The organism is Marinococcus luteus (genome assembly GCF_900106595.1).
GTDB lineage: Bacteria > Bacillota > Bacilli > Bacillales > Marinococcaceae > Marinococcus > Marinococcus luteus.
The window spans coordinates 510,110-534,191 of record NZ_FNNC01000001.1 but is presented as its reverse complement, the minus strand read 5'-3'; the positions used below and the strand labels follow the sequence as shown (position 1 = coordinate 534,191).

Annotated in this window: 19 protein-coding genes; 1 reads left to right on the top strand and 18 read right to left on the bottom strand. The window is 54.8% G+C overall.

Annotated features, from left to right (window positions below):
- Positions 1-346: 346 nt before the first annotated feature.
- The gene (locus tag BLV22_RS02640; protein WP_091610899.1) at positions 347-838 is read right to left on the bottom strand and encodes a chemotaxis protein; all 492 of its coding nucleotides are present in this window, start codon (positions 836-838) and stop codon (positions 347-349) included.
- A 139-nt stretch (positions 839-977) separates the two neighbouring features.
- On the opposite strand from BLV22_RS02640, the gene BLV22_RS02635 reads away from it, so the two are divergent.
- Positions 978-1,961, top strand: a complete 984-nt coding sequence (locus BLV22_RS02635; protein WP_091610896.1) for a zinc-binding dehydrogenase — start codon at positions 978-980, stop codon at positions 1,959-1,961.
- A gap of 143 nt (positions 1,962-2,104) precedes the next feature.
- Here the strand turns inward: BLV22_RS02635 and BLV22_RS02630 are convergent, their stop codons facing one another.
- The 17 genes from BLV22_RS02630 to tkt form a co-directional block, all read right to left on the bottom strand.
- A complete protein-coding gene (locus tag BLV22_RS02630) occupies positions 2,105-2,905 on the bottom strand; it encodes an ABC transporter ATP-binding protein (RefSeq protein ID WP_091610893.1) in 801 nt (266 codons plus the stop codon).
- Between the two features lie 12 nt (positions 2,906-2,917).
- Positions 2,918-3,208, bottom strand: coding sequence for an iron-sulfur cluster assembly accessory protein (locus BLV22_RS02625; protein WP_091610891.1), 291 nt, complete (start codon positions 3,206-3,208; stop codon positions 2,918-2,920).
- A 79-nt stretch (positions 3,209-3,287) separates the two neighbouring features.
- On the bottom strand, positions 3,288-3,623 hold the full coding sequence (locus BLV22_RS02620) for a cyclic-phosphate processing receiver domain-containing protein (RefSeq protein WP_079476470.1): 336 nt from the start codon (positions 3,621-3,623) through the stop codon (positions 3,288-3,290).
- A gap of 43 nt (positions 3,624-3,666) precedes the next feature.
- Positions 3,667-7,368 carry a dynamin family protein gene (locus BLV22_RS02615; protein WP_091610889.1) on the bottom strand — a complete coding sequence of 1,234 codons (3,702 nt, stop codon included), beginning with the start codon at positions 7,366-7,368 and terminating at the stop codon, positions 3,667-3,669.
- A gap of 63 nt (positions 7,369-7,431) precedes the next feature.
- Positions 7,432-8,658 (bottom strand): EAL domain-containing protein, encoded by a 1,227-nt coding sequence (locus tag BLV22_RS02610; protein WP_091610886.1) that lies wholly within the window; start codon positions 8,656-8,658, stop codon positions 7,432-7,434.
- Positions 8,659-8,787: 129 nt separating this feature from the next.
- Entirely contained in the window at positions 8,788-9,696 is a 909-nt protein-coding gene (gene metA / locus BLV22_RS02605; protein WP_091610883.1) for a homoserine O-acetyltransferase MetA, read from the bottom strand.
- Positions 9,697-9,837: 141 nt separating this feature from the next.
- A complete protein-coding gene (nadE, locus tag BLV22_RS02600; protein ID WP_091610880.1) occupies positions 9,838-10,665 on the bottom strand; it encodes an ammonia-dependent NAD(+) synthetase in 828 nt (275 codons plus the stop codon).
- A 21-nt stretch (positions 10,666-10,686) separates the two neighbouring features.
- On the bottom strand, positions 10,687-11,007 hold the full coding sequence (locus BLV22_RS02595) for a hypothetical protein (RefSeq protein ID WP_091610878.1): 321 nt from the start codon (positions 11,005-11,007) through the stop codon (positions 10,687-10,689).
- Positions 10,991-11,458: an acyl-CoA thioesterase gene (locus tag BLV22_RS02590; protein ID WP_091610875.1), complete on the bottom strand. Its 468-nt coding sequence runs from the start codon at positions 11,456-11,458 to the stop codon at positions 10,991-10,993. Before BLV22_RS02590 ends, BLV22_RS02595 begins: the two co-directional genes overlap by 17 nt.
- On the bottom strand, positions 11,433-13,796 hold the full coding sequence (locus tag BLV22_RS02585; protein WP_091610871.1) for an AAA family ATPase: 2,364 nt from the start codon (positions 13,794-13,796) through the stop codon (positions 11,433-11,435). The genes BLV22_RS02590 and BLV22_RS02585 overlap by 26 nt, the downstream gene beginning before the upstream one ends.
- A gap of 195 nt (positions 13,797-13,991) precedes the next feature.
- On the bottom strand, positions 13,992-16,730 hold the full coding sequence (gene acnA / locus BLV22_RS02580) for an aconitate hydratase AcnA (RefSeq protein ID WP_091610868.1): 2,739 nt from the start codon (positions 16,728-16,730) through the stop codon (positions 13,992-13,994).
- Between the two features lie 214 nt (positions 16,731-16,944).
- On the bottom strand, positions 16,945-17,382 hold the full coding sequence (locus BLV22_RS02575; protein WP_091610865.1) for a YueI family protein: 438 nt from the start codon (positions 17,380-17,382) through the stop codon (positions 16,945-16,947).
- Between the two features lie 18 nt (positions 17,383-17,400).
- Positions 17,401-17,913 carry a CcdC family protein gene (locus BLV22_RS02570; RefSeq protein ID WP_281241091.1) on the bottom strand — a complete coding sequence of 171 codons (513 nt, stop codon included), beginning with the start codon at positions 17,911-17,913 and terminating at the stop codon, positions 17,401-17,403.
- Between the two features lie 100 nt (positions 17,914-18,013).
- Positions 18,014-19,801, bottom strand: a complete 1,788-nt coding sequence (locus BLV22_RS02565; protein ID WP_091610860.1) for an ABC transporter ATP-binding protein — start codon at positions 19,799-19,801, stop codon at positions 18,014-18,016.
- Positions 19,801-21,552 carry an ABC transporter transmembrane domain-containing protein gene (locus BLV22_RS02560; protein ID WP_091610857.1) on the bottom strand — a complete coding sequence of 584 codons (1,752 nt, stop codon included), beginning with the start codon at positions 21,550-21,552 and terminating at the stop codon, positions 19,801-19,803. The genes BLV22_RS02565 and BLV22_RS02560 overlap by 1 nt, the downstream gene beginning before the upstream one ends.
- A 62-nt stretch (positions 21,553-21,614) precedes the next feature.
- The gene (locus BLV22_RS02555) at positions 21,615-21,839 is read right to left on the bottom strand and encodes a YneF family protein (RefSeq protein WP_022792130.1); all 225 of its coding nucleotides are present in this window, start codon (positions 21,837-21,839) and stop codon (positions 21,615-21,617) included.
- Between the two features lie 196 nt (positions 21,840-22,035).
- Positions 22,036-24,021, bottom strand: a complete 1,986-nt coding sequence (gene tkt / locus BLV22_RS02550) for a transketolase (RefSeq protein ID WP_176967616.1) — start codon at positions 24,019-24,021, stop codon at positions 22,036-22,038.
- Between the last annotated feature and the right edge of the window lie 61 nt (positions 24,022-24,082).

Below are 24,082 nucleotides of genomic sequence, written 5' to 3'. Positions count from 1 at the left end.
TATGTTTGTTTTTCTATCCCGGCTGTTTTCGGTGTTATAACACAGAAAAGGCCTCCCGCAACGGTATGCGGGAGGCCTTTTCTGGGCGTGAGCGTTATTTAGTGTTGGTGTGATAGTCATTAATCATGTCGAGAATCGTCTGATTTTCCTCTTCCGGGGTATAACGGTCTTCTTTCGATCTTGTGAAATGACGCATCCTAAAATCGCTCCTTTTCGTTAATGTTGTTATAGTGTAATTCAAACTATACACCGTTGTTATAATACAGTCAATGGTTTTTTGTTAATTTTTCCGAATTTTTTATAAAAAAGACCCTCTGCCCTGTGGCAGAGAGGCTCTGTGTACGGCTCAGCGGCCAGATGCGGCACGGAGGCAGCTGTCGATGGTTTTTACCAGTGTATTAATTTCGGGATTGCTCACCTGGGCGTCGGCTCCGACTTTTTCTCCCTTATGAAACAAATCGGCCGTGACCAGCGAAGAAAAAATAATGACAGGAAGGTTGCTGATCCGGTGGATACGGGACACTTCCTCCACGTGAAACGCTGCTTTTACCTGATTCAGCTCTGCGATAATGTATTTGTCGTGCCGGTCGTCATCCGCCCCGTCGTGATGGAGCACTTTTTTTAAATCGATCACCGGAATCACTTTATTGCGGATCCGGATAATTTCTTTTACGTGTTCGTGGCGGTTGGGTACGGGAGTAACCTCCACCTGATGAATGATTTCACGCACCTTCAACACATTGATGCCGAATTGGCTGGTTCCGATGGAAAAAAGAACGATTTCGAGCTCATTCGTTCCGGATTCTAATAAAATATGTTTTTCGCTTGCTAAAGACATGCCGTTTCCCTCCTGGTCTCTTTACTTCATATATCGACCCCGGTCAGCAGGTGTTAAAGGCATCCGGGCAGGAGTTTTTATTTTTTGGATGTTTTTTGCCCGCGGACGGAAGGTATAGGGAGAACAGGAGGCTGATAGAATGAAAGCACTTGTGATAAATGAAGCCGGAGGCCCCGGCCAGTTAGAGGAAGCAGATATCGATATGCCGGATCCGGAAGCTCATGAGCTCCGGATCAAAGTACACGCCGTGGCCTTAAACCCGGTCGATTATAAATTAATGGCGTCCCCTCTCCCGGAATGGTCTTTCCCACATGTTTCGGGACTGGATGTTTCCGGGGTGGTCGATCAAGTCGGCGCGGATGTCACCGATTGGTCGGTCGGCGATGAAGTGTATTATCACGGAAATATGACGGAAGACGGCGGATTTGCTGAATTTACCACGACCCGGGCGGATGTGGTTTCATCTGTGCCGAAAGGACTGACGCATGTGGAAGCGGCGTCGATGCCGACAGCCGGATTCACGGCCTACCAGTCGCTGCATCGGAAGGCTCCGCTTCGTCCCGGACAGACGATTATGATTCAGGCCGGAGCCGGCGGTGTCGGAAGCTTTGCCGTCCAACTCGCCAAACATCTCGGCCTTAAGGTCATTTCTACGTGCTCGGGCGAAAATGCGGACTATGTCAAAAACTTGGGCGCCGATCATGTGGTGGACTACCGCAGCGAGAATGTTGTGGAGGAAGTACACAAATGGACGGATGGCCGCGGCGTTGATGCAGTTCTTGATCTGGTGGGACAACAGACGGCCACTGAAGCGCTGGATTATCTCGCCTTCAACGGGCATTTGATTGCTGTTGTGGAATGGCCGGACCTTTCCCACTACGTAGCGAAAACGCTCGCCCCATCCATTCATGAAGTGGCACTTGGATTTGTGTACCGCTCCGATGACGAAGCACAGATTAAAGATCTCGGGTTTATCGCCCGGGAGCTTGGAGAACTGGCTTCCCAGGGAAAAGTGAAACCTTCCGTCAGCCGGATCGTCAGCTTCAGTGATATTCCGGATGCGTTACAAGATATGCAGGACGGTCATACACGCGGAAAAATCGTGGCATCGCTCGAGGCATAACTATGTTTTTCGGCCCTTTCCTGTCTTAGGAAGGGGCTTATTTTTTGGTGATTTTTTCTATTTTCTTTAATTATGAATTTTAATTTTATAACTAATACGGTAATTGAAATTTTATTTACTAACCGAACAGCTATGTTCGGTCGTCAGCGTATGGGCGCTCCCCCAGTAATAAACCATGGCCGCTGTTCGTGCCATTGGATGCTTCCGCTCACGTCAAATGCGGTGGAAATTTCCTCATCCGTCAGGACATGCTCTTTCTTTCCATCCGCCTGCACCCGTCCGTTTTTCATGATCGTCGCAGCCTCGACGGCTCCCGGCAGTTCTTCAAGGTGATGGGTCACATACAGCACGGTCGGGGCCTCCGGGCTTTTAAGCGACGCTTCAAGCCCTTCGATCAGCTCTTCCCTTCCCTTTACATCAAGCCCGGTGCATGGCTCATCAAGAAGAAGCAGCTTCGCTCCAGTCGTCCACGCCCGCGCAAGCATCACCCGCCGCTTCTCCCCCTGCGAGAGCGCTACATACGGCACGTCCCGGTACTGTGAAACCCCAAACGTGTGCAGCGCGTTTTCTGCACGTGCGGTGATTCTCTCCGGTGCCTGCTCATAAATACCGATACTCGCAAAATAACCGCTTAAGGCTACATTAAAGGCGGTTTCTCCTGCCCGGTGCTGGTACTGATCGTCCAGCGCGTTACTGACGATACCGATTTCCCGGCGGAGATCCTGCATGTTCACCCTGCCGTGACGGCCGAACCAGGTGTGCACCTCCCCCTCCGTTGCCCATACCTGTCCTAAAATCGCCTGCAGCAGCGTGGTTTTGCCGGATCCGTTCAAGCCGAGCAGTGCCCGGTGCTCACCCTGATTGAGCGAAAACGAAACGTTTTCCAGCCTGACCCGTCCGTTGGTCCGCACGCTGACGTTGTTCATATCCACTAAACGCTCCATCGCCTGGCCTCCTTACGCTTCGGTGTGTTCATACAAATGAATATTGTTTGCGATCGTCTGATTTTTGTTTTTCAGCAGCCACTTGAGCGTTGGGTGATAGTCAAGCACCGGCGCCGGCTCGATCAAGTGCAGCGTATCTTCGTCGGCAGCCCGGACTTCCGGCGTTGTACCCGGTGAGGCGTGCAGCTGGAATTCCTGAAGACCCTGGCATCCGCCCGTGAATTCGTAGGCAATCGTCATCGTCTGGTTGTCCCCGAGCCCGCGGATCGCCTCCGCTGCACGGTCCGTTACGTGTATTTGCATAAACTGTGCCTCCTTTTACCTGTCCATTATAGCAAAGCTTTTCCCGGAATATAAAAAAGAAGCCCTGAAAGGCTTCTTTTTAGGCATTCAATGGAAGCGGCCGGTGCAGAATCTTCACCCGTTCGGGAAGTTCCCCGGACTTGCGTGCTTCCATCAGTCTCCGGTACATCCGTTTACCGCCGACTGCATTAGCCGAGTGTATGGTAATTTTTGAAGGTATAATTTGTTTTTCGAGTAAATACAGCACGACGGAAAAACCATTAAAGTACTTCGTTCCCAAATCGTGGTCAAGCGACAGATGGCTGACATCAGCCGTATTTTGCAGTAATCGCATACATTCTTCCGCTGTTTTCACTAATACGTGATTATCCGGAGACTGGCGGACATCGTCTAAAAAAATATTTGTTCCGTTCATGTCCCCATCCTTTATCTTACAGAGTAGTTGTATTATAACACACTTATTCTGTCTGTCCAACCAGCTTCCGGAGGTCTGCTTCAAGCTGGGCCCACTCCCGCTCGGTTTCCTCTGTTCTTTCCTGCTTGAGCCAGTCCGCCTGGCGTCGGGCCGCCGTCTCCCAGTCGGCGGTGCGCTGCTCCCACCGGGCCGATGCGGCTGCCGCTGCCCAGGCATAGACATCTCCTTTCACGGCCTGCAGCTCGTCTTCGACGACGGGGCGCAGCTGTTGTTCGAGCACTTCACGGTACACTTTGTTCTGTTCGTTCATGAAAAAATCATGGTGGGTCAGCGTCTTCCACTCGCCTTCGACTGCTTCTGCGATCGCCGGCACCTCCGGCGGAGAGAATTCGATCGGCGGGAAAGCCGCCGGCTCCCGCGAAAATACATAACGGAAATGGTCGGGAAGCTGAGTCCTCCAGTACTGCTCTTCTTCGTTCATGGTACGGTGCATCCACTGTTCAATCCGGGCGGAGGTGATCCTTGTTTCCTGTAAGAACCGCTGCAGCACCTGCTGGACCGCCTCCGTCGTTTTCCGGCGAAGCTGGGAGCGAAACGACGACTGATCGTGAAAATACGCCCGCGAAAACCAAAACATAAATTCTTCCCGGTAATAATAAAACAGGCGCTGGCGCACGTAAAAAAACAACTCCTCCGTTTCCTCCGTGAGCCGCTTTTCGATCCGTTTCCATGATTCCGTCCGTTTGTTCTGCGCGATGAACTGCTCGAGCTGCGCGATGTCGTTTTGCCTTTCCCGCTCCTGTTCGGCATCCGTCCGTTCCGCCTGCGCCCGTGTCCGTGCCACATAGTCCAGGACCTCCGCTGCTTCCCGGCTGCCCTCTTTCATCACAGTCGTCTCCAGCGTAGAGGAAAGAAACTGCTCAAACACGGCTTCGAATCCTTCCAGGCCGCCGGCTGTCTTGTCCTGGAGCGATACTTTCCCGGAAATGGGCAGAACGAGCGGATCATGGATGCCAATCGCGCCCAGCTCCTGCCGGACGTACCGGAGAACCTCCTCGAGCTCCCGCCGCCCGGCGGCGAGGTCCGCTGCATTGACTAAAAAAATGAGCTTATCATAGGAAAATGTCTGATTCACCGCCGCCAGCTGTTCCAAAAATGCTTTGTCCCCGCGGGAAAACGCATGGTTGTAATACGACAAAAATAAAATAGCGTCCGCCCGCTTCATTTCCTGGAACGAAATGTCTGCATGCCGCTGATACACTGAATGGATGCCCGGGGTATCGACGACTTCCATCCCTCTGCCGGTCCACCTCGTGGAAAGATACACATCCGCCCGCTCGATCATCATGGCAGCTTCTTCAGCTCCCGCGGCCTGCTGAAAAGCTTCCAGGGACACCGTTTTCGGACGTCCGGCACGGCTTTGCTGCTTTTCATAGGAGGATACATACTGATCAAGCATCCTTTTTTCTTCCTCCCGCATGGCGTCGAATGCAAGCGGCTCCAGGTGCTGCTGCTCGAGTTCCGTCCGTTTCTGCTTTTCTGCTTTTTCCGCGCGCTCCTGCACCTCTTCTTCATAGGCGGCGTACCGGCTGTGCCACTCCGTCACATGCGAAAGACGCACCTCGAACGGGGCAAGCAGGTCATTCATGTCCTGCAGGACGTCGGCCTGCTGTTTATAATAAATCACCGCGCTCCGATCCGGGTGCCGGCCGTCCGGCGCTTTGATATGCGTGATGGCCGCTGTGGTCGGGTTCGCCGACACCGGCAGTACTGTTTCTCCGGCCATGGCGTTGGCCACGGTGGATTTCCCGGCGCTGAATCCCCCGAAAAAGGAAACGCGGAACGCCTGCTCCCGAAGCCGTCCGGCCCGGGCCTCAAGCCGCCGGGCAAAGCCTGCAAGCGGCGCGTACGGCTGGACGAGCCGGGCGAGCTTCTGCCATTTATCTGCCGCGGCCTCCGGGTCTTCGCGGGTTTCCCGCTCCCGGCCGGCACTGTCCAGATAGTCCCGGTACCATTCCTGCACCGAATAGACCTCTTCGCCCGTCGAAGGAGCCACGGCCTGCGCGACTGGCTCACGCTCTGCCTGCTGCGCCAGCGGAACCGCCTCGTGGGCCCACCACTGCTGCTGCGCCTCCAGCAGTTCTTTCAACTGATAAAATTCCTTCCGCCACGCTTCATAGGCCTCCCATGCCTGCTGGTGGGCTGCCGCTTTTGTTTCCTGCCGAAGGGCTTCCGTCTCTTTTTGGGCACGGGCCTTCTCCAAAAACAGCGGCATCCATTCGGCAAGCTGGCGGCGGTACGCCGTCTGCATTTTCTCTTCCAGTGTGCGGCAGTAGGTTCTCGCATAGGCCTCCGTGAGACGCGCCCCTTTGTTTTCCGCTTCCTCGAGCATCGCGGTGCCCGCGCGCACCTCCATGGCCTCAATAGCGGCTTCCACCTCCTGGCATCTGCCGGCGTACCGTTCGGCGGTCTGCTTCATGTCACGCTTTAAATGATTTTCGAGCTCGTTTTTAATGTTTTCATTCAATTCTTCGATCACCCGGGCCTCGCGCTCTTTCCGCACTCTGGCTGTTTTCTGGGTGCCCAGCCAGCTTTTCACCCGAAATGTGACAAGACGGGATTCCAGATACGCGTGCACGACTGCCCGGGTGTGATAGGGCATCAGCTTGGCACGGGCAAAAGCATCGAGGATGGTCCGGCGCATCGCCTTTTCCGCCTTCGCTTCCCAGTGCCTGAACTGCCCGGCCGCTTCCTGGTCGGCCTCGAGCGCCTCATAAAGGGCTCCCGGCGTGGAAAACGTGTCCCAGATGTGCTGCGTGTCCCCGCCCGGCTCCGCGGCAGCAAGGCGGCTTCGCAAATGGGAAACCGTGATGTAATACGCCCTCGCGGCGCATGTCTGGCGGATGCGTGCCTCCCGCTCTCCGGTACCCTCGGGCAGCATTTTCTCCCGCAGGGCTTTCCAGGAACCGGCGGTCCGTTCCGGATAAAGGGCGGACACAAAGAAAATGGCTTCGTATTCGATCTGCCGGCGGTCCAGGCTCTGCCGGATCCGGTCCTGGTACGCCTGAAACGAAAGCTCCTCTTCCTCATGCTTATCCACCTGGTTGACGATAAGAGTTGGGCGGACGTACTGCTCGTTCAGCTGCTGCAGAAATAAGAAATTTTCTTCCGACTCCACCTGCTGGTAGTCGGTCACGTAAAACAGTTCATCAGCTACCATCCATTCCGATTCCGCCGCCCGCTGATGAGCAGCTTCGGTGGAATCGATGCCCGGCGTATCAAAAAGCGTCACTCCCGGCGGCAGCGGAAGGGCAGGATGATTCACTTCCACTCGCTCGGTCTCTCCGGCCATCATCCATGCATTCGTCCATTCTTCGGGCGGTATGGCCGTTGTCTCTCCGCCGGTGGTCACCTCATAGGAGGAAGTGCTTCCGGTCGTAAAGGAAACGATATTTGCACTCGTCGGCACCGGGTGGGCCGGCAGCCATTCTCCGCCCAGCAGCCGGTTGATCAGCGTGCTTTTACCGGCGGAAAAATGGCCGCAGACGAGGACATGGTAGGCCGACGCGTTATTTTTCGTCTTCAGCCGCTGAAGGTCCTTCTGCTCCTCTTCGCTCAGCGCCGCCACGGCCTGAAGTTTTTCCAGGCCGTCCGCGACCGCCGCCGGCGAAAACGTATGCCGGGAAAAAAAGGCCCGGACCGTGTCATTGTTCCATTGATATATTTCAAGACTTGGCCGCTGCACCGTTACCCCGCTCCTTTTTATGTAAAAACGCCGCTCCCCCGTTGCAGGAGAAGCCGGCGCTGTTTACAGCAGATAATCTTTTTCGTACAAAAATGCGTAGGGAATGTCCACAAACACGTACAGGTCCTCCGTAATCGGATGGGAATACGTCCGGATCATTTCATCGCTGTGAAAATCCGTATACATATCGGAAAGAATCCCCCGGTGTTCAAAATTCATGCGCACAATGTTTTCGAGGAAATACGGCCGCCAGCTCCAGTTGCGGTTGCGCTCCTCCGTCCGGTATTCCCACGCTTCGCCGTTCTGGCGCGAGGCGTTTCCGGAAAGCTGGTACCCTTCCCCGTCGCACACATACACCCGGAAGCTCATTTCCTCGAGTGACTCTGCGGTTTTCATCGTCCAGCCGTCGATGTCCTCCATCACATCCACGTGCTTAAGCCGGTCGTTCAGCCGCTTGTTCAGCTCAGCGGTGAGCTGGATCTGGGCTTCAATTTTTTTGCGTTCCACGTCAATAAAATGGTGAATATCTTTTTTCATCCGTTCCTGAAACTGATCTTTTTCAATGAACGTCTCTTTCGGTTTGTCGAGATAAAATCCCTGGTAGTACCGGGCACCGTTGCGCCAAGCATAATTCAGCTGATTAAACGACTCGATCTTTTCAAATAAAAGCGAAGCCCCAATTTTCCTCGACAGCGTCGATAACGAATGCAGCACGTCCCGGTAAATGCTCGGAACGGCAAAATTTTCAGAAAACGTCACGTCCACCTTCAGCACGTTGGGCTTTAAGTAGGCAATCTGCTCCAGATGAATCGCTTCCTTGCCGAGGTTGTCAATCGCAATCGACAGACCGGCGCTCTGGGCGTACTGCATAAAATGCTTCAGGCGGGACAGGTCCTGCTGAAAATCCGTTGCCTTCAGCTCCAGGCAGATTGAGGTCGGGGCTATGCCCCTTTCTTCGTACCCGAGCAGAAATTCGACCAGTCCGTCCCCTCCGTCTCCCAGAATGGTGGCCGCATCCACGTTCAAAAAAATCATGTCCGACCGTTCTTCGGCCACAAAGGTTTCCAGCGCAGCCTGGTGCACGGCGCGGTCGATTTCCTGTTTGTACTCCCACGGCACACCCGGGTCCCCAAAGCAGTCCTCAAGCGTTTCGGCAGTCCCGTTATCGTTCCGGAAACGGCCAAGCACTTCATACGCAGAAATTTCCAGCTTATCGGCACTCAGTATCGGCTGAAAGTATACCATGATCTGTTCTTTATTCATCAATACGTCTAGCGCATCCAACTCCATCACCCAATCTTCCGCTCTCAGTTTTCGGCGGCTCTGCCAATTTGTCGTTCCCTGCTGTTCACACACGCGTCTATTATATCATCTTTTCTCCGCCGACTGAAAAAACTGTTTCCAATTTTGGAAACAGTTTTAGGCAAAATCGAACGGCGTTTCCTGATACACATAGTAGTTCAGCCAGTTCGTAAACAACAGCGTTGCGTGGGCGCGCCACATTTTCAGCGGGGAATACAGGTGATTGTCATCCGGAAAGTAATTTTCCGGCACCTCTGTCCCTAGGCCGCGACGCATATCGCGTTCAAATTCATCACGCAGGGTTTCCGCATCGTATTCGCTGTGGCCCGTCACGTAAATCCGCTTGCGGTCCTTCGTTGCTACGATGTACAGCCCGGCTTCGTCGGATTCCGACAGGATGTCAAGGTCCGGACAGGCTTCCACGTCCTCCCGTCTCGTTTCCGTGTACCTCGAATGCGGCACGTAAAACAGATCGTCGAACCCGCTCAACAGCTTTTCGTTACGGCCGTTAATATAGTGCGGATACACGCCGAACTGCTTTTTCGGGAGCGGATGCTTATCGATGCCGTGGTGGTGATACAGGCCGGCCTGGGCGCCCCAGCAGATGTGCAGCGTGTTGGTGACGTTCTGGTCGCTCCACTCCAGAATGCTCTGCAGCTCTTCCCAGTAGTCCACTTCTTCAAATGGAATTTTTTCAAGCGGAGCACCGGTAATAATCATGCCGTCGAATTTTCTGCTCCGCACTTCATCAATCGTTTTGTAGAACGACGACAGGTGCTCGCGCGGCGTATTTTTGGAGCGGTGGGTATCCGGATGCAGAAACGACACGTCCACCTGCAGCGGCGTATTACTGAGCATCCGCAGAATCTGGGTCTCTGTCCGTTCCTTTAAGGGCATCAGGTTCAGAATGACGATTTTCAGCGGGCGGATATCCTGCAGATAGGCCCTGCTTTCGTTCATGATGAAAATATTTTCTTTTTCCAGCGTATCCTTGGCCGGTAAATAGTCAGGCACTTTAATAGGCATGCACTATCGTACTCCTTTAGCGTATTTCGGTGTTCTCTCCTTTTCTTTCTATTATCTGTATATCAAACATCACAGCCGGCGTCCAGTCTTTCCGTATTTGTGAAAAACGGATGGCCGCAAGGGACCATCCGCAGATGCTTGTTATTCTTTCCACCACGTATCGTATAACGTTGCCGGCAGTTCCCGTTTATGCGCCGTTTTGTTATACATATCCACCAGCCGGTCATGGGCTTTGGCATCGATGCTGCGGCCTTCGAGAAAGTCGTCAATCTGATCATACGTCAGCCCGAGCGCTTCCTCGTCCGGAAGGCCCGGACGGTCGCTTTCCAAGTCGGCGGTCGGTACTTTTTCAAACGTCGATGCCGGCGCTTCAAGCTCGCGCAGCAGCATTTTGCCCTGGCGCTTGTTCAGCCCAAACAGCGGTGCCACGTCGCAGGCGCCGTCCCCGTGCTTCGTGTAAAAGCCGGTGACCGCTTCTGCCGCATGGTCGGTGCCTAGCACAAGAAGCCCTTCGGCCCCGGCGACATCGTACTGGGCCTTCATCCGCTCCCGGGCCTTCGTGTTGCCTTTGATAAAGTCGGACATGGTCGTCCCAAGGGCCTGCTCAAACGCCTCCACCGACGCGTCCACGCCCGGCTGCACGTCGATCGTATACGTTTCCTGCGGCCCGATGTAGTCAAGGGCCTTCGATGCATCGTCTTCATCATGCTGTTTGCCGTACGGCAGACGGAGCGCAGCGAATTTAAACGGCACGGCCTGCTCGGTTTCAAGCTCGTCCACAGCCATCTGGGCGAGCTTGCCGGCGAGCGTCGAATCCTGGCCGCCGGAAATGCCGAGTACAAAGCCTTTGGCCCCGGCCTGCTTTACGTATTCCTTTAAAAAGTGCACCCGGCGTTCGATTTCCTGCTTCGGGTCAATCTCCGGCGTTGTCTGCAGTGCTTCAATAATTTCATTCTGTGTTGCATTCATAGTTCGTGCCTCCAGATTAAATTATTTGTTTGAACGAGGAGCCTGGATACCAAACCGCTGCATCTGCGTCCACTGTTTTTCTTCGGACAGAATGTGCGCTTCGTAATCCCCCAGCAGGTCAAAGTGAGGGTAGTCTTCGCGGTAATGGATCCAGCCGGCTTTCAGCCCGTACTGCCTGCCCCAGCGCGCAAGTGTTTCCACGTCCCGGCAGGAGGCTTTTGTGACCGTATCACAGTCGGGAAAGCGCGGATCGTACCAGTAGTGCGTCAGCAGGGCCACTTCACCCGCCGAAGCCTTTCGCTTCCAGGCTCTTAGTTCATGGGCTTTAATGCCAAACGCCATCGTCGCCACCACCTTTGGCAGATCCGGCGGCTGCGGTCCCCGCCAGCCGGTTGTATGCCTCATGCCAGTCCGGCAGCGCCCTTCGGATGGCCACCGGCTTGAACGTTTCCTTGCGGACACACACGTGGCTTGAAAACGCCCGGATGCACGTCTCTCCTTTGGCGTTAGTCACAATATACCCATATTTTACACGCACTCCGTCATAAGAATCAATCCACGTTTCAATTTCCACGTCCTCGCCGTAGACGGCCGGCGTTTCGTAATCGATATTAATACCGAGCACCGGGAACAAATAGCCGGCCTTTTCAATATCCGGGTAGTGAAAGCCCATCTCCTTCATATGGTGCGTGCGCCCAATTTCGCACCAGACCACATAGGAGCCGTGATGGACGATGCCCATCTGGTCCGTTTCAGCATATCGTACTTCAATTGGTGTATGAACGCTCTTCATGTCCTTCTTCTCCTTCGGATTTCACCCGTACTTCAAGCGCATGCTTCACGTCTTCGGCCGTCAGCTCGTGCAGGTCTTCATCGCTCTGCTCCGACTGGAACAGCCGGAAGGCCTGCTGCTGAAAGATTTCTTCGGCCACATCTTCGGCGAGCCTGGCGTTGCCGTCCGTGTTGGAGACGGCGTACCTGCTTTTAAGCAGCTCGCGCGCCTCCGGCTCGAAGTGATAGCCGAAACGCTCGACCGAGCGCTCCGTAATCTCGGCCAGATCCTCCGGCGTGTACGGCGGGAAGTAAAAGGTTTTTTTGAAGCGGGATTCAAGCCCCGGATTCATTTCAAGCAGCTGCTGCATCGGCTCCGGATAGCCGGAAAGCACAACCACCAGGTTTTCGTCATGCTTGGTCATTTCCTCGACGAGCGTATCCAGCGCTTCCCGGCCGAAGTCGCTCCGCGAGCTCGACATCAGGGCGTATGCTTCGTCAATAAACAGCACCCCGCCGAGGGCTTCGCGGACCTTCCGCTTTGTTTTCGCGGCCGTCTGGCCGACATACTCGGCGACCAGGTCGCTGCGGCCGGCTACGATGCAGTGGCCGCGCTTTAAAAACCCGTATTCCTTCAGGATGCCGGCATACACCTGCGCAAGCGTCGTCTTGCCGGTGCCCGGCGGTCCGGAAAACACAGTATGCAGCTGGATCGGTACGGTCGGGGCTCCCTCTTCGCGGCGCTGCTGCTGCACGCGGATAAAGGAGGCAAGCTTTTTCATTTCCTGCTTCACGTGATCGAGGCCGATGAAGTCATCGAGCTGCTGGACGGCGGAGCGTTTGTCCTTCGGCTGTTCGCCTTCAGGCTCCTGAATGTCATCGGCGGTCAAAAGCGAAAAGTCGTCAATGCCGATGTAGTCCTGATTGCCGATCGCCGCCCCTTTCTGGAAAATGCTGTCGAGCACAATGTTTTTCACGGTCCGGCCGTTGCCGAACGTTTCATCCACCTGTTCTTTTTCAATCCGCTCTTCGAGGACCCGTTTGCTTTCCTCGCTCAGGAAAAAGTCGTTTTCAAGCGCGACCTTTTCGCCGATTTCCATCAGCTCATCCATGCTGTAGTCGGGCAGATGGATATGGTTGCTTTCCGGAAACCGGCTGCGCAGCCCCGGATTGGCATGCAGAAACTGCCGCATTTCTTCCGGATAGCCGGCCAGAATAACGGCGAACGTACCGGCATATTCCCCGCTCGTCATAGCCGAGACCAGGGTATCAATCGCCGTCTGTCCAAAGTCGTTTCCGGCCATGCCTTCGCGTTTTAAACTGTAGGCTTCATCAATGAACAGCACGCCGCCGACCGCTTCTTTTATCAGCGCCATCGTTTTTTCCTCGGTCTGGCCGACGTAGGAGCCGACGAGGCGGGAGCGGTCGGTTTCAAGCACTTCATCACGCTGCAGCAGGCCGAGCTGGTGATAAATTTTAGCGAGCAGCCGGGCGAGCATGGTTTTGCCCGTGCCGGGATTGCCCGTCAGAATCATATGAAGGCTTCGTTCATCCTTCCACTGGTATCCCTGCTCTTTGCGCCGCTTTTGATACTGCAGATAATGATACATGTTATGCACGCGGGACTTCACGCCGTGAAGCCCGATCATGTCATTGAGCTCTTCAAGCGGGTCGGCATACTCCTCGCCCACCTTCGTGAGTGAGCTCGACGCTTCGTTCCACTTTTCTTTCAGCTGCTCCACGTGACTGATCGCTTCTTTAATCTCGCGCACGGCTTCGGGCGAATAAAACGAGCCCGACGCTGTATCCATATAGGCCTGCGCGCTCGACGCCAGCCGTTCGCATGCCTGCTTGATGTTTTCAAGCAGAAACGGGAGCTCGCGCAGGTGTTCGTTTTCCACCACATTCAAAAAGTCCACTGTCAATTCTTCCGGATTCCACGTGTCAAGCGTATCATCGAGATACTGAATCATCTGGCGGCACTGCTCCCGCAGCTGTTCAGCCACGCGGTAGCGGGCCGATGCCGGATCCGTTTCGCGGAGCGGCGTCAGCTGGGTATCCAGAATATTTTCCTGTATGCTGTCGATCCGCTCCATTGGCCGCAGCTGCTGCAGAAGCGGCACCGAATCGTCGAGCTCTTCTGCTTTTTGCAGCCAGTTGCGGATCATCGGATCAAACCGGCGCTGGTGCTTCCACCGGTCTCTGGCCATGAGCGCGTACACGCGGGCGCAGCCGGAAGGCTGCTCGTTTTCCTCAAGCGTCCGGATGCACTCGTAGGCCCGTTTGACTGTGATATTATTTTCTTCTTTTTCCCATCTATCGATTATATCGTAAATGTTATTTTGCTCGTTAATTTGCAATAAAGGCACCCCCTATCGGGAAAAGGACGAAAATGAGTAGTCATCTTTATCGTATTCCCTGGTTGAACACGCATTAGTCCTTATTTTTATTATAAGAGGTTGAGGAATGTGTGACAAATTTTATCATTACGGTATGTGAAATTTTAAATGCCTGTCAAACGAAAGCCCCGGCGGACCGGGACCTTCTTTTAACAATTACTGATTGCGTTTTGCTTCTGCCGCTTCAAGGTTGTTACGGAGAACCATCTGCAGAATACCACCGTGACGATAGTAATCCATCTCGACGTCACTGTCGAAACGGGCAACCACCTGGAAGGTAGTCGTTTTGCCGTCCTCGTCAGTGGCGACGACATCTATCATGTCATGCGGCTTAACGGTATTATCAATTTTCACATCGAATTGCTCTTCCCCGGTCAAACCAAGGGAATCAGCGTTTTCCCCTTCCTGGAACTGCAGCGGGAGCACGCCCATCAGCACAAGGTTACTGCGGTGAATACGCTCGAAGCTTTCCGCAATAACGGTCTTAATGCCGAGCAGGTTTGTTCCTTTCGCTGCCCAGTCACGGGAGCTTCCCATGCCGTAATCTTTGCCGGCCATTACAAGCAGGCCAGTGTTTTCCTCTTTATATTTCATCGCTGCATCATAGATGGACAGCACTTCACCGTTTGGCCAGTAGGTCGTATAACCGCCCTCAGTCCCCGGAGCCAGCTGGTTTTTAATCCGGATGTTGGCGAATGTTCCGCGCATCATCACTTCGTGGTTACCGCGGCGGGAACCGTACGAGTTAAACTGTGCCGGCTTCAGGCCTTTTTCCATCAGGTAGCGGCCGGCCGGGCTGTCCTTCGCGATGGACCCTGCCGGAGAAATGTGATCGGTCGTAACCGAGTCGCCGAATTTCGCCACGGCACGCAGAGCAGTCAACGGTTTAATGTCTTCCGGCTCCTTGGACATTTCTTCAAAGAACGGCGGGTTTTGAATGTACGTGGACTCATCGTCAAAATCGTACAGCTGCGCATTTTCATCTGACTGCAGGTCGTTCCAGCGCTCGTTGTTGTCAAAGACATTCTCGTACTCTTCTTTAAAGAGGTTTGGAGACACGTTTTGCGTGATAAAGTCTTTGATTTCGGTCGCAGACGGCCACAGGTCGTTAAAGTATACGTCGTTGCCGTCTTTATCCTTGCCGAACGAATCACGGTACATATCAAAGTCAACCGTACCAGCTAACGCGTACGCTACAACAAGCGGCGGTGATGCCAGATAGTTGGCTTTAACAAGCGGGTGAATCCGTCCTTCAAAGTTACGGTTACCGCTCAGCACGGAGGAAACGAGGAGATCGCTGTCTGTGATCCCTTTTTCGATCTCTTCGAGCAGCGGGCCGCTGTTGCCGATACACGTCGTGCAGCCGTAGCCGACCAGGTTAAACCCGAGATCGTTCAGATATGGCATCAGGCCGGAATCGTCGAGATAGCGGGTAACAACTTTAGAACCCGGAGCGAGCGACGTTTTAACGTATTCCGGTACTTCAAGCCCTTTCTCCACCGCGTTACGGGCAACAAGGCCTGCACCGATCATTACGTATGGATTGGACGTGTTCGTACAGCTTGTGATGGCCGCGATGGCAAGCGCCCCGGTTTTCATCGTCGACGTTTTGCCGTTTGGATGTTCGATAGTCGCTTCGTTGTCGATCTCCTCCGGAGACAGGCCGAATCCCTGGTTGCCGGCTGGAGCCGTCAGCGCCTCATTGAACTGTTTTTTCATGTCGGTTAAAGTAATCAGGTCCTGCGGACGTTTCGGACCGCTCAGGCTTGGTTCGATAGCCGCCAGGTCAATTTCAATCACCTGAGTGAACTGCGGTTCTTTTTCGGAAGGATCAAAGAAGATGTGGTTGTGCTTGCAGTAGTCTTTAACAAGCTGCACATGCTCTTCGTCGCGGCCGGTCAGGCGCAGATAGTTGAGCGCTTCTTCGTCGACCGGGAAGAATCCACAGGTCGCGCCATATTCAGGTGCCATGTTGGAAATCGTCGCACGGTCAGCAAGCGGCATTTCCGCCAGGCCTTCCCCGAAGAATTCCACGAATTTGCCGACAACGTTCGTTTCCCGGAGCCGCTGGGTAACGCGCAGCGCCAGGTCTGTCGCTGTTGAACCATTCGGCAGGGAGTTTACGAGACGAACGCCGACCACTTCCGGTGCCGGGAAGTAGGATGGCTGCTGCAGCATGCCCGCTTCCGCTTCGATACCGCCAACACCCCAGCCAAGGACGCCGAGGCCGTTGATCATGGTCGTGTGGGAGTCCGTACCGACGAGTGTATCCGGATACGTGTCCACTTCGCCGTTTTCTGTTTCTTTCGTGTGTACAACGGAGGCAAGATACTCCAGGTTCACCTGGTGCACAATGCCTGTAGCCGGCGGCACAGCACTGTAGTTGTTAAACGCTTTGGTTGCCCAGCTGAGGAGCTTGTAGCGCTCTTCGTTTCTCGAAAATTCAAAGTTCATGTTCTGGTTCAGCGAGTCCTCAGTACCGTAACGGTCCACCTGTACCGAGTGGTCCACCACAAGATCAACCGGAATCGCCGGGTCGATGACATCCGGGTCTCCCCCGAAATCATTCATTGCTTTTCGCAGCGATGCAAGGTCCACGACTGCCGGCACCCCGGTGAAGTCCTGGAGAATGACACGGGACGGTTTGAATGGAACGTCATACTTGGATCCTTCTTCCGATCCCCATTTTGCTAAGCTTTCTACATGTTCCTGTTTAATTACGTGTCCGTCCAACTGTCTTAGTACAGATTCGAGCAGCACACGAATGGAATATGGCAGCTTCGACACATCGCCGACTCCTGCATCCTGAATAGCTTTAATGTCGTAGTAGTAATACGTTTTGCCATTCGATTCAAAAGCCTTGCGAGCATTGAATACGTCTTGATTTTGAGCCATATGTACCCCTCCTTCTAGATCTATTATACAACAATTCAATAACGTTGTCGAAAAAGTAGATGAGGATAAGCAGAAAGGCCCGCAGCTGTATTCGTTCGCTGCCTGCCTTCCTTGATCTGTTTCTCGACCCACTTTCATAGAATAGCAAAACTTTCCTCAAAGATAAATATTTTCGGGTAAAAATTCGGAAAACGCTTGCTTCTTTTTTCTTTCCTCAGCCGCCAAGCAGCTTTTTCCACCACGGTTTTTTCTCTCCCGCATCCGGGTCTCCGGTGTCTGCTTCCGGTTCATCCTCCGCGAACACGTCCTCGCGGTTAATGGCGGTGTCGGACGTAACGACCAGGCCGTACGTCCCCTCCGGGTCGTCGAGTGTGACACGACGGTAGGGAACGCGGCGGGTTTCGGCTGCTTTCCGGTACGGCCGCAGCGCCTCGAGGCTCAGGTGGCCGTCGACTAGAACTTCTTTGGCCTTGCGGTCGTGCATCGCATTCAGCACTTCCTGGCGTATTCCTTTTTCCATCACCTGTTTTTTCGTCAGTGCAAGGATGACGCGTTCGCGGTACGTATCGAGGTAGAGACGCCGCTCCGCTTCATTGGGCAGCTTCTTGCCGTGTATTTCATTTTGAAGGTGTTCGTTTACATCATTAGACATGGGCACTTCTCCCTTTCGTTAAGATGAATGGCGGGAAGAAACGGAGCTGTCCGGCTCCAGGTCCCGCTGAAGAACCTTTTCGAACTGTTTGTACTTCACGGCCATGTAGACGCGCCACGGCACGAGCATGGCAAATGCCAGCAGAAAGAACATTCCGGCAAGTACTGCCGGTTCAATCGCATCGCCGATAATCAGCTTAATAATCGTCCTTACAATCAAGAGGCCGACCAGAATAAATGAAAAGGCTTTAGACCGGCGTACAAAGATCCGGCGTTCCCGTATTTCAAAAGACGTGGTGGCCATCAGCAGAAAGGAGAAAACAAACCCGACGAGGAGCGCCTCGCCGACTTCGAGCCCGGTTGGACGGGCCGGCGGGTAAACAAACATCAGCGCCCCCGTCGCCATGAAAAACGGCGGCAGCACGATTTTTTTAAATGTTGCCGGCTGCTTGATGGCTTTCATGCGGATAACAATCACGACAGAAGCCATAAGAAAGGCCGTGAGGGTCGTAATAATCAGCAGTGTACTCACTTCGGCCGCCTTCCTTTCTATAAAAATAGGGTGTATCATATGAAGGCTTTCCTGCCTTTATGATACACCCCGCAGCGGCGGCTCGCAATTGTTCCCTCTTTTACAGCACCTCTTCATTTTCATGCTGCAGCCGGTACATTTTTTCATACAGCCCCCCGGAGGCAAGCAGTTCCCGGTGCGTCCCGCGTTCGGCAATTTCTCCCTGATGCAGCACGATAATCTGGTCTGCATGCCGGATCGTCGACAGCCGGTGGGCAATCATGATCGTCGTCCGGTTCTCCACGAGGTTGGCAAGCGCCTGCTGGATCACCGCTTCGCTTTCACTGTCAATGTTGGCCGTCGCTTCGTCGAGCACAAGTACTTTCGGGTCATGGGCGACGGTCCGGGCAAACGTGATCAGCTGTTTTTCACCGTTCGAAAACGAGCTCCCCCGCTCCCCCACCTGTTCGTCGTACTGGTCCGGAAGTGCTTCGATAAACTGGTCTGCGCCGACAAAAGCAGCTGCCTGCCGCACTTCCTCGTCGCTCAGCCCGTGGTTGTGCATCGCAATGTTTTCACGCACTGTGCCGGTAAATAAAAACGGATCCTGAAGCACGAGTCCAACGTGGCGGCGCAGCGCCTCTTCCGGCCAGCGCTGCAGGTCCTTTCCACCGAGAAAGATGGTGCCGGCATCGTGTTCGTAAAACCGGAGCAGCAGGTTAATGATGGAGCTTTTACCGCTGCCGGTATGGCCGACAATCGCAATGGTCTCGCCTTCTTTTACCGACAGGTTAATGTCCCGGAGGACCGGATGCTCGCCGTCATAGCTGAACGTCACGTGATCAAATTCAATCTCCCCACTCTCTGAGGCCTGCCCGGTCTGCCGGCCGCGGACCACTGCTGATTCCTGGCCGGTCACATCCATTAAATGAAACACCCGGCCGGCGGAGACGATCGACTGCTGATACAACGACATCTGCTGCATGATTTCATTCACCGGTTCGAAGAAGCGTTCAAAATAGTTGACGAAGGCATAAATCACCCCGACCTGCACGGCCCCTTCCATGGATAAAATGCCAAAATACGACAGCACGCCGACAAGAGCAAGCACCGACACGAGGTCGATCGCCGGGCGAAGCAGCAGGCCGTCGATTTTCATGCTTTTCAGGCCGGCTTCATAATGGGCATCATTAATCCCGGAAAATTCCTGCTTCATCCGGCTCTCCTGCCGGAACAGCTGTATCACCGACATGCCCTGCAGGCTTTCATTAATTTTCGTGTTCAGCCGGCTCAGCTTGCCGCTCATCTCCCCGTAGTACCTCGCGCTGTACCGGCGGTAGAGCATCATCAGCATAAGCAACAGCGGCATAATCAGTATTGCTGCGGCGGCGAGGCGGACGTCCAGAAAGAACATGGCAATGAGCACCCCGACCAGAAACACCCCGTTCTGGATAAAGGTCGAGAGCACTTCCATGTACAGCTCCCGGATCCGCTCGGTGTCATTGGTTATCCGGCTCACCAGTGCTCCGGACGGCGTTTGATCGTAAAAACGCATCGATGCCCCCTCGACGCTCGAAAACACATCGACACGGATCTGTTGGATGCTTTTCAGCGCGATGCGCTGAAACCAGTACGTGTGAAAATACACCATGACCGCGGAAAGAACAGTGGCCGCTGCAAAAATGGCCGCCAGCCACGTCAGTTCGTCTGCCGGAAACACTCCCGGCGTCACGTAGCTGTCAATAAAGATCTTCACGAGATACGGACTGAGAAGCTCCGCTCCGACGCCGATCACAAGAAACGTACAGGCAAACGCCAGCAGCCGCTTGTGCACACCCGCGTACTTTAAGAGCCGCTTCACGATTGCCCGCTGCTCCTGTTTGGTTAACACTTTATCTTCGTGCAGCATCAGCGGTTCCCCCTTTCCACCTGGGCCTTCAGTTCTTCGCGCTTCACCATTTCTGCATAGATGCCTTTGGCTTCCATCAAGGCGCGGTGGGAGCCGTTTTCAACGATGGTCCCGTGCGCCATCACCCATACCGCATCCGCTTCTTTCACCGTGCTCATGCGGTGGGTGACGATAAAGGTCGTTTTTCCCCTCCGCTCCCGCTTCAGCGCTTCGAGGATCTGCTGCTCGGTGTTCGCATCCACGGCGGAAAGGGCATCATCCAGAATGAGAATTTCCGGGTTTTGGAGAAGCGCCCGCGCAATTGAAATCCGCTGCTTCTGGCCCCCGGAAAGCGTGACGCCGCGCTCACCAACAGCTGTCGCGTACCCGTACGGAAGCGCCACGATATCATCATGAATGGCTGCAAGCCCGGCCGCGCGCTGAATGTCCTGCTGGGTGGCTTCGGGGTTGGAAAAGGCGATATTGTCCGCAAGCGTCATCGAAAACAGGAAATGCTCCTGGGGCACATTCCCGAACGCCAGGCGGTATGTGTCCAGGTAATAGGCCTCCGCCGGGGTTCCGCCGATCGTAATGGCCCCGTCCCCGCTTTTCAGCTCCCGCAGAAGCAGCCGCAAAAGCGTGGTTTTCCCGCTGCCGGTCCGGCCGACGATTCCGATGGTCTGTCCCGGCTGCACGGACGCGTGAATATCGTGCAGCGCCTTCGTTTCCGACCGCGGGTAATAAAATTCGTCTATGTCTATCTGCACCGCCCCGGCCGGCACATCCTCCACTCCAGCTTTCTGGTCGGTAATGTCAGTCCGCTCGGCCATCAGGTCACGAATGCGGTCATACGACGCGTGCCCGCGTTCAATAATGTTAAAAAACCAGCCAAACGCAAGCATCGGCCAGATCAGCATGCCCAAATAGACGCTGAACGTCGTTAACTGCCCGATGGTAATGGACCCGTCGTTCACATACCCGGCACCAAAGCCGATCGCGAGCAGGTAACAGACGCCGATGATAAGCGTAATCGTCGGATCAAACAGGGCGTCAATGCGGGCAACCCGCTCGTTTTTGTTTACGACGTCGCGGGACTGGGCATCAAACGCTTCGATGTCTTCTTGTTCGTACCCGAACGTTTTGGTTACTTTCACACCGGAAATACTTTCCTGCGTCCGGTTGTTCAGCTGCGAAAAAGACTGCTGGGCGGCGCCAAACCGCTGATGAAGCAGGTGGCCGTACCAGCTCGTTAACAGGGCCATCAGCGGCATCGGCAGAAGCGTAATCAGCGTCAGCTGCCAGCTGATGCCGACCGCCATGGCTAAAACGACGAATCCCCCCATCACGAGCGAATCCACTATCGTCAGGACGCCCTGCCCGGCCATCATCTGCACCGCAGTAATATCATTGGTGGCGTGGGCCATTAAATCCCCGGTCCGCTTCCGCCCGAAAAAATCGCTGCTCATCCGTGTGAAGTGCTGATACAGATTGTAGCGGAGCGTGCGGCCGAGATGGAGCGAGGAACCGAAAATCATAATACGCCAGATGTACCGGAGCACGTACATGCATATCCCTGCCGCAATCATCGCTCCCATCCAGCCGGCAAGCATCCCGGTCGTCAGGCGGTTTTGTTCGATCGCATCGACCACCACCCCGACCACATACGGCGGCAGGAGGGAAAGCAGTGCCACAATAATGAGCAGCAGGATCCCGAAGCTGTACTTAAACCGCTCCTGCCAGAAAAACCAGCGTAAATCCCAAAAAGCGCGCATCCGTTTCACCCTCTCTCTATGGATAAAAAAGCACCCTCTAGAAGCTAGAAGGGTGCTGATCGTTATTTCTTATCTTGTTGTCGCTGCATTGCTTTCATCATTTGGTTGATCTTCTTCTGGGACGGGTTCTGCCCCATCTGCATCATCATGACGCGCAGCATCTGTTCATTGATTGGAGGATTCTTTTTCAAATAGTTCATCATCGTTTTTCTTGCGATAAAGAAACCGATGGCTATACCAACTAGTAAAATGACGATGCCGATAATTGTTAACCATAGCCAGCCCATGTGTCTTACCCCTTTCCCGAATACCTAACATATATGTGTGTGTTGTTAGTGTCTCTAAAACAGACCTTGTTTATTATAACGCATTCTTTTATGTAAAGAAAGCACCGATTCGAAAGATTCAGCACCGGTGCCTGTTTTTCTGCCCGGATGAAAATAAGGAAAAGCAGCCTGCGGACTGCTTTTCCCCAACACATGCTTATTTGATCAACTGTCTGGCTGCCTGGGCGACTTTGTCCGGAGTGAAGCCGTACTTTTCAACGACTTCCCCACCCGGCGCGGAAGCACCGAAGCGGTCAATGCCGTACACGGAGCCGTGGGCGCCGACGTACTTGTACCAGCCGAAGGACGATCCCATTTCCACTGCCATGGCCGGTACACCGTCCGGGAGCACCGAGCGGCGGTAGTCCTCGGACTGATGATCGAACGCATGGAAGTTCGGCATGCTGACGATGTTGACCGTCAGGCCGTCCTTCTGCAGCTGGGCTTTCGCATCCACCGCGAGGGACACTTCGGAACCGGCAGCGACGAGAAGGAGATCCGGGTTTTCGGCCTGTTCGCCGATCACGTAGGCCCCTTTGCGTACGCCTTCGACTGCTTTTTCCTTCGTGTCTTCCAGCGTCGGCACGCCCTGACGGGTCAGCACGAGCGCCGTTGGCGTTTTTTCGCTTTCCATCGCCACGCGCCACGCAGCCACCGTTTCATTACCGTCCGCCGGACGGATAACGTTCAGGTTCGGAATCGCCCGGAGCGCCGCCAGCTGTTCGACCGGCTCGTGCGTCGGACCGTCTTCGCCGACAGCGATGCTGTCGTGCGTAAATACCTGCGTGAGCGGAAGCTCCATCAAGGCACTCAGGCGCAGCGCCGGACGCAGATAATCGGAAAAGACGAGGAATGTCGAACCGAACGGTTTCAAGCCGCCGTGCAGTTGAATGCCGTTCACGGCTGCAGCCATCGCAAATTCCCGGACCCCGAACCAGATGTTGCGGCCGGTGTAGTCGTTGCGGCTGAAGTCATTTTCCGCTTTGATCAGCGTCTTGTTGGAGCCGGCCAGATCCGCCGAGCCGCCGAACAGGGACGGCACCGCTGCCGCTACTTCCTGCAGGGCGTCACCGGAAGCGGCGCGGGTAGCGACTTTTTCATCCGTGAAGACCGGCAGTTTCGCATCCCAGCCTTCCGGCAGCCTGCCGGCAATCGCCTGCTCGAGCTCTTCAGCGAGTTCCGGGTTCGCCTGCTTGTAGGCGTCAAACAACTCGTTCCATTCCTGTTCGGCCTTCGCGCCGGCTTTTTTGACTTCGTCAAACAGCTCGGTCACTTCCGGCGGCACGTGAAATGCGTCGTATTCCCACTGGTAGGCCTCTTTCACCAGGTTGTACTCGTCTTCGCCGATCGGCGCGCCGTGGGCCGCATTCGTGCCGCCTTTGTTCGGTGCTCCGTATCCGATAACGGTTTTCACTTCGATCATCGATGGTTTCGGGGACTGCTTCGCTTCTTCGATCGCTGCCTCCAGGGCATCGACGTCGTTGCCGTCCTCGATAAAGACCGTGTGCCAGCCGTAGGCTTCATAACGCTGCAGGACATTTTCCGAAAACGACTGGTGAAGCGCGCCGTCCAGGGAAACGTCGTTGGAGTCATACAGCACGACCAGGTTGCCGAGCTTCAGGTGGCCGGCAAGGGACGCCGATTCCGAAGCCACGCCTTCCATCAGGTCGCCGTCGCCGCAGAGCACGTACGTGAAATGGTCGACCACCGCGTGGTCGTCGGTGTTGTATTTGGCCGCCAGATGGCGTTCGGCCATCGCCATGCCGGTCCCCATGGCCAGGCCCTGACCGAGCGGGCCGGTGGTTGCTTCTACGCCGGCGGTGTGGCCGTACTCCGGGTGGCCCGGCGTCTGGCTTCCCCACTGGCGGAAGTTTTTCAGTTCCTCGAGCGACAGGTCGTAGCCGCTCAGGTGCAGCATGCTGTATAGAAGCATCGATCCGTGTCCGGCGGACAGCACGAAGCGGTCGCGGTTAAACCAGGACGGATTGCCCGGATTGTGGTTCATCGCTTTCGTCCAAAGCGCGTACGCCATCGGCGCGGCGCCCATCGGAAGCCCCGGGTGACCCGACTGGGCTTTTTCAATGCTTTCGATGGACAGCGTCCGGATCGTGTTGATTGCTAACTGTTCTGTGCTAATTGCCATGCATATGTCCCTCCACTGTATGTATTTTTGGGTGGAAACCCGCGCCTGGGAGTTGCCTCCG

Excerpts from the sequence above, each read along its gene's own strand:
- BLV22_RS02630 (WP_091610893.1), bottom strand. The coding sequence starts at position 2,905 with ATGGAGCGTTTAGTGGATATGAACAACGTCAGCGTGCGGACCAACGGA.
- BLV22_RS02565 (WP_091610860.1), bottom strand. The coding sequence starts at position 19,801 with ATGCTGCACGAAGATAAAGTGTTAACCAAACAGGAGCAGCGGGCAATC.
- BLV22_RS02590 (WP_091610875.1), bottom strand. The coding sequence starts at position 11,458 with ATGAAGAGCGTTCATACACCAATTGAAGTACGATATGCTGAAACGGAC.
- BLV22_RS02625 (WP_091610891.1), bottom strand. The coding sequence starts at position 3,208 with ATGCAAATACACGTAACGGACCGTGCAGCGGAGGCGATCCGCGGGCTC.
- nadE (WP_091610880.1), bottom strand. The coding sequence starts at position 10,665 with ATGAATGCAACACAGAATGAAATTATTGAAGCACTGCAGACAACGCCG.
- BLV22_RS02640 (WP_091610899.1), bottom strand. The coding sequence starts at position 838 with ATGTCTTTAGCAAGCGAAAAACATATTTTATTAGAATCCGGAACGAAT.
- BLV22_RS02635 (WP_091610896.1), top strand. The coding sequence starts at position 978 with ATGAAAGCACTTGTGATAAATGAAGCCGGAGGCCCCGGCCAGTTAGAG.
- BLV22_RS02560 (WP_091610857.1), bottom strand. The coding sequence starts at position 21,552 with ATGCGCGCTTTTTGGGATTTACGCTGGTTTTTCTGGCAGGAGCGGTTT.
- metA (WP_091610883.1), bottom strand. The coding sequence starts at position 9,696 with ATGCCTATTAAAGTGCCTGACTATTTACCGGCCAAGGATACGCTGGAA.
- BLV22_RS02575 (WP_091610865.1), bottom strand. The coding sequence starts at position 17,382 with ATGTCTAATGATGTAAACGAACACCTTCAAAATGAAATACACGGCAAG.
- tkt (WP_176967616.1), bottom strand. The coding sequence starts at position 24,021 with ATGGCAATTAGCACAGAACAGTTAGCAATCAACACGATCCGGACGCTG.
- BLV22_RS02610 (WP_091610886.1), bottom strand. The coding sequence starts at position 8,658 with ATGGAGTTGGATGCGCTAGACGTATTGATGAATAAAGAACAGATCATG.
- BLV22_RS02595 (WP_091610878.1), bottom strand. The coding sequence starts at position 11,007 with ATGGCGTTTGGCATTAAAGCCCATGAACTAAGAGCCTGGAAGCGAAAG.
- BLV22_RS02620 (WP_079476470.1), bottom strand. The coding sequence starts at position 3,623 with ATGAACGGAACAAATATTTTTTTAGACGATGTCCGCCAGTCTCCGGAT.
- acnA (WP_091610868.1), bottom strand. The coding sequence starts at position 16,730 with ATGGCTCAAAATCAAGACGTATTCAATGCTCGCAAGGCTTTTGAATCG.
- BLV22_RS02555 (WP_022792130.1), bottom strand. The coding sequence starts at position 21,839 with ATGGGCTGGCTATGGTTAACAATTATCGGCATCGTCATTTTACTAGTT.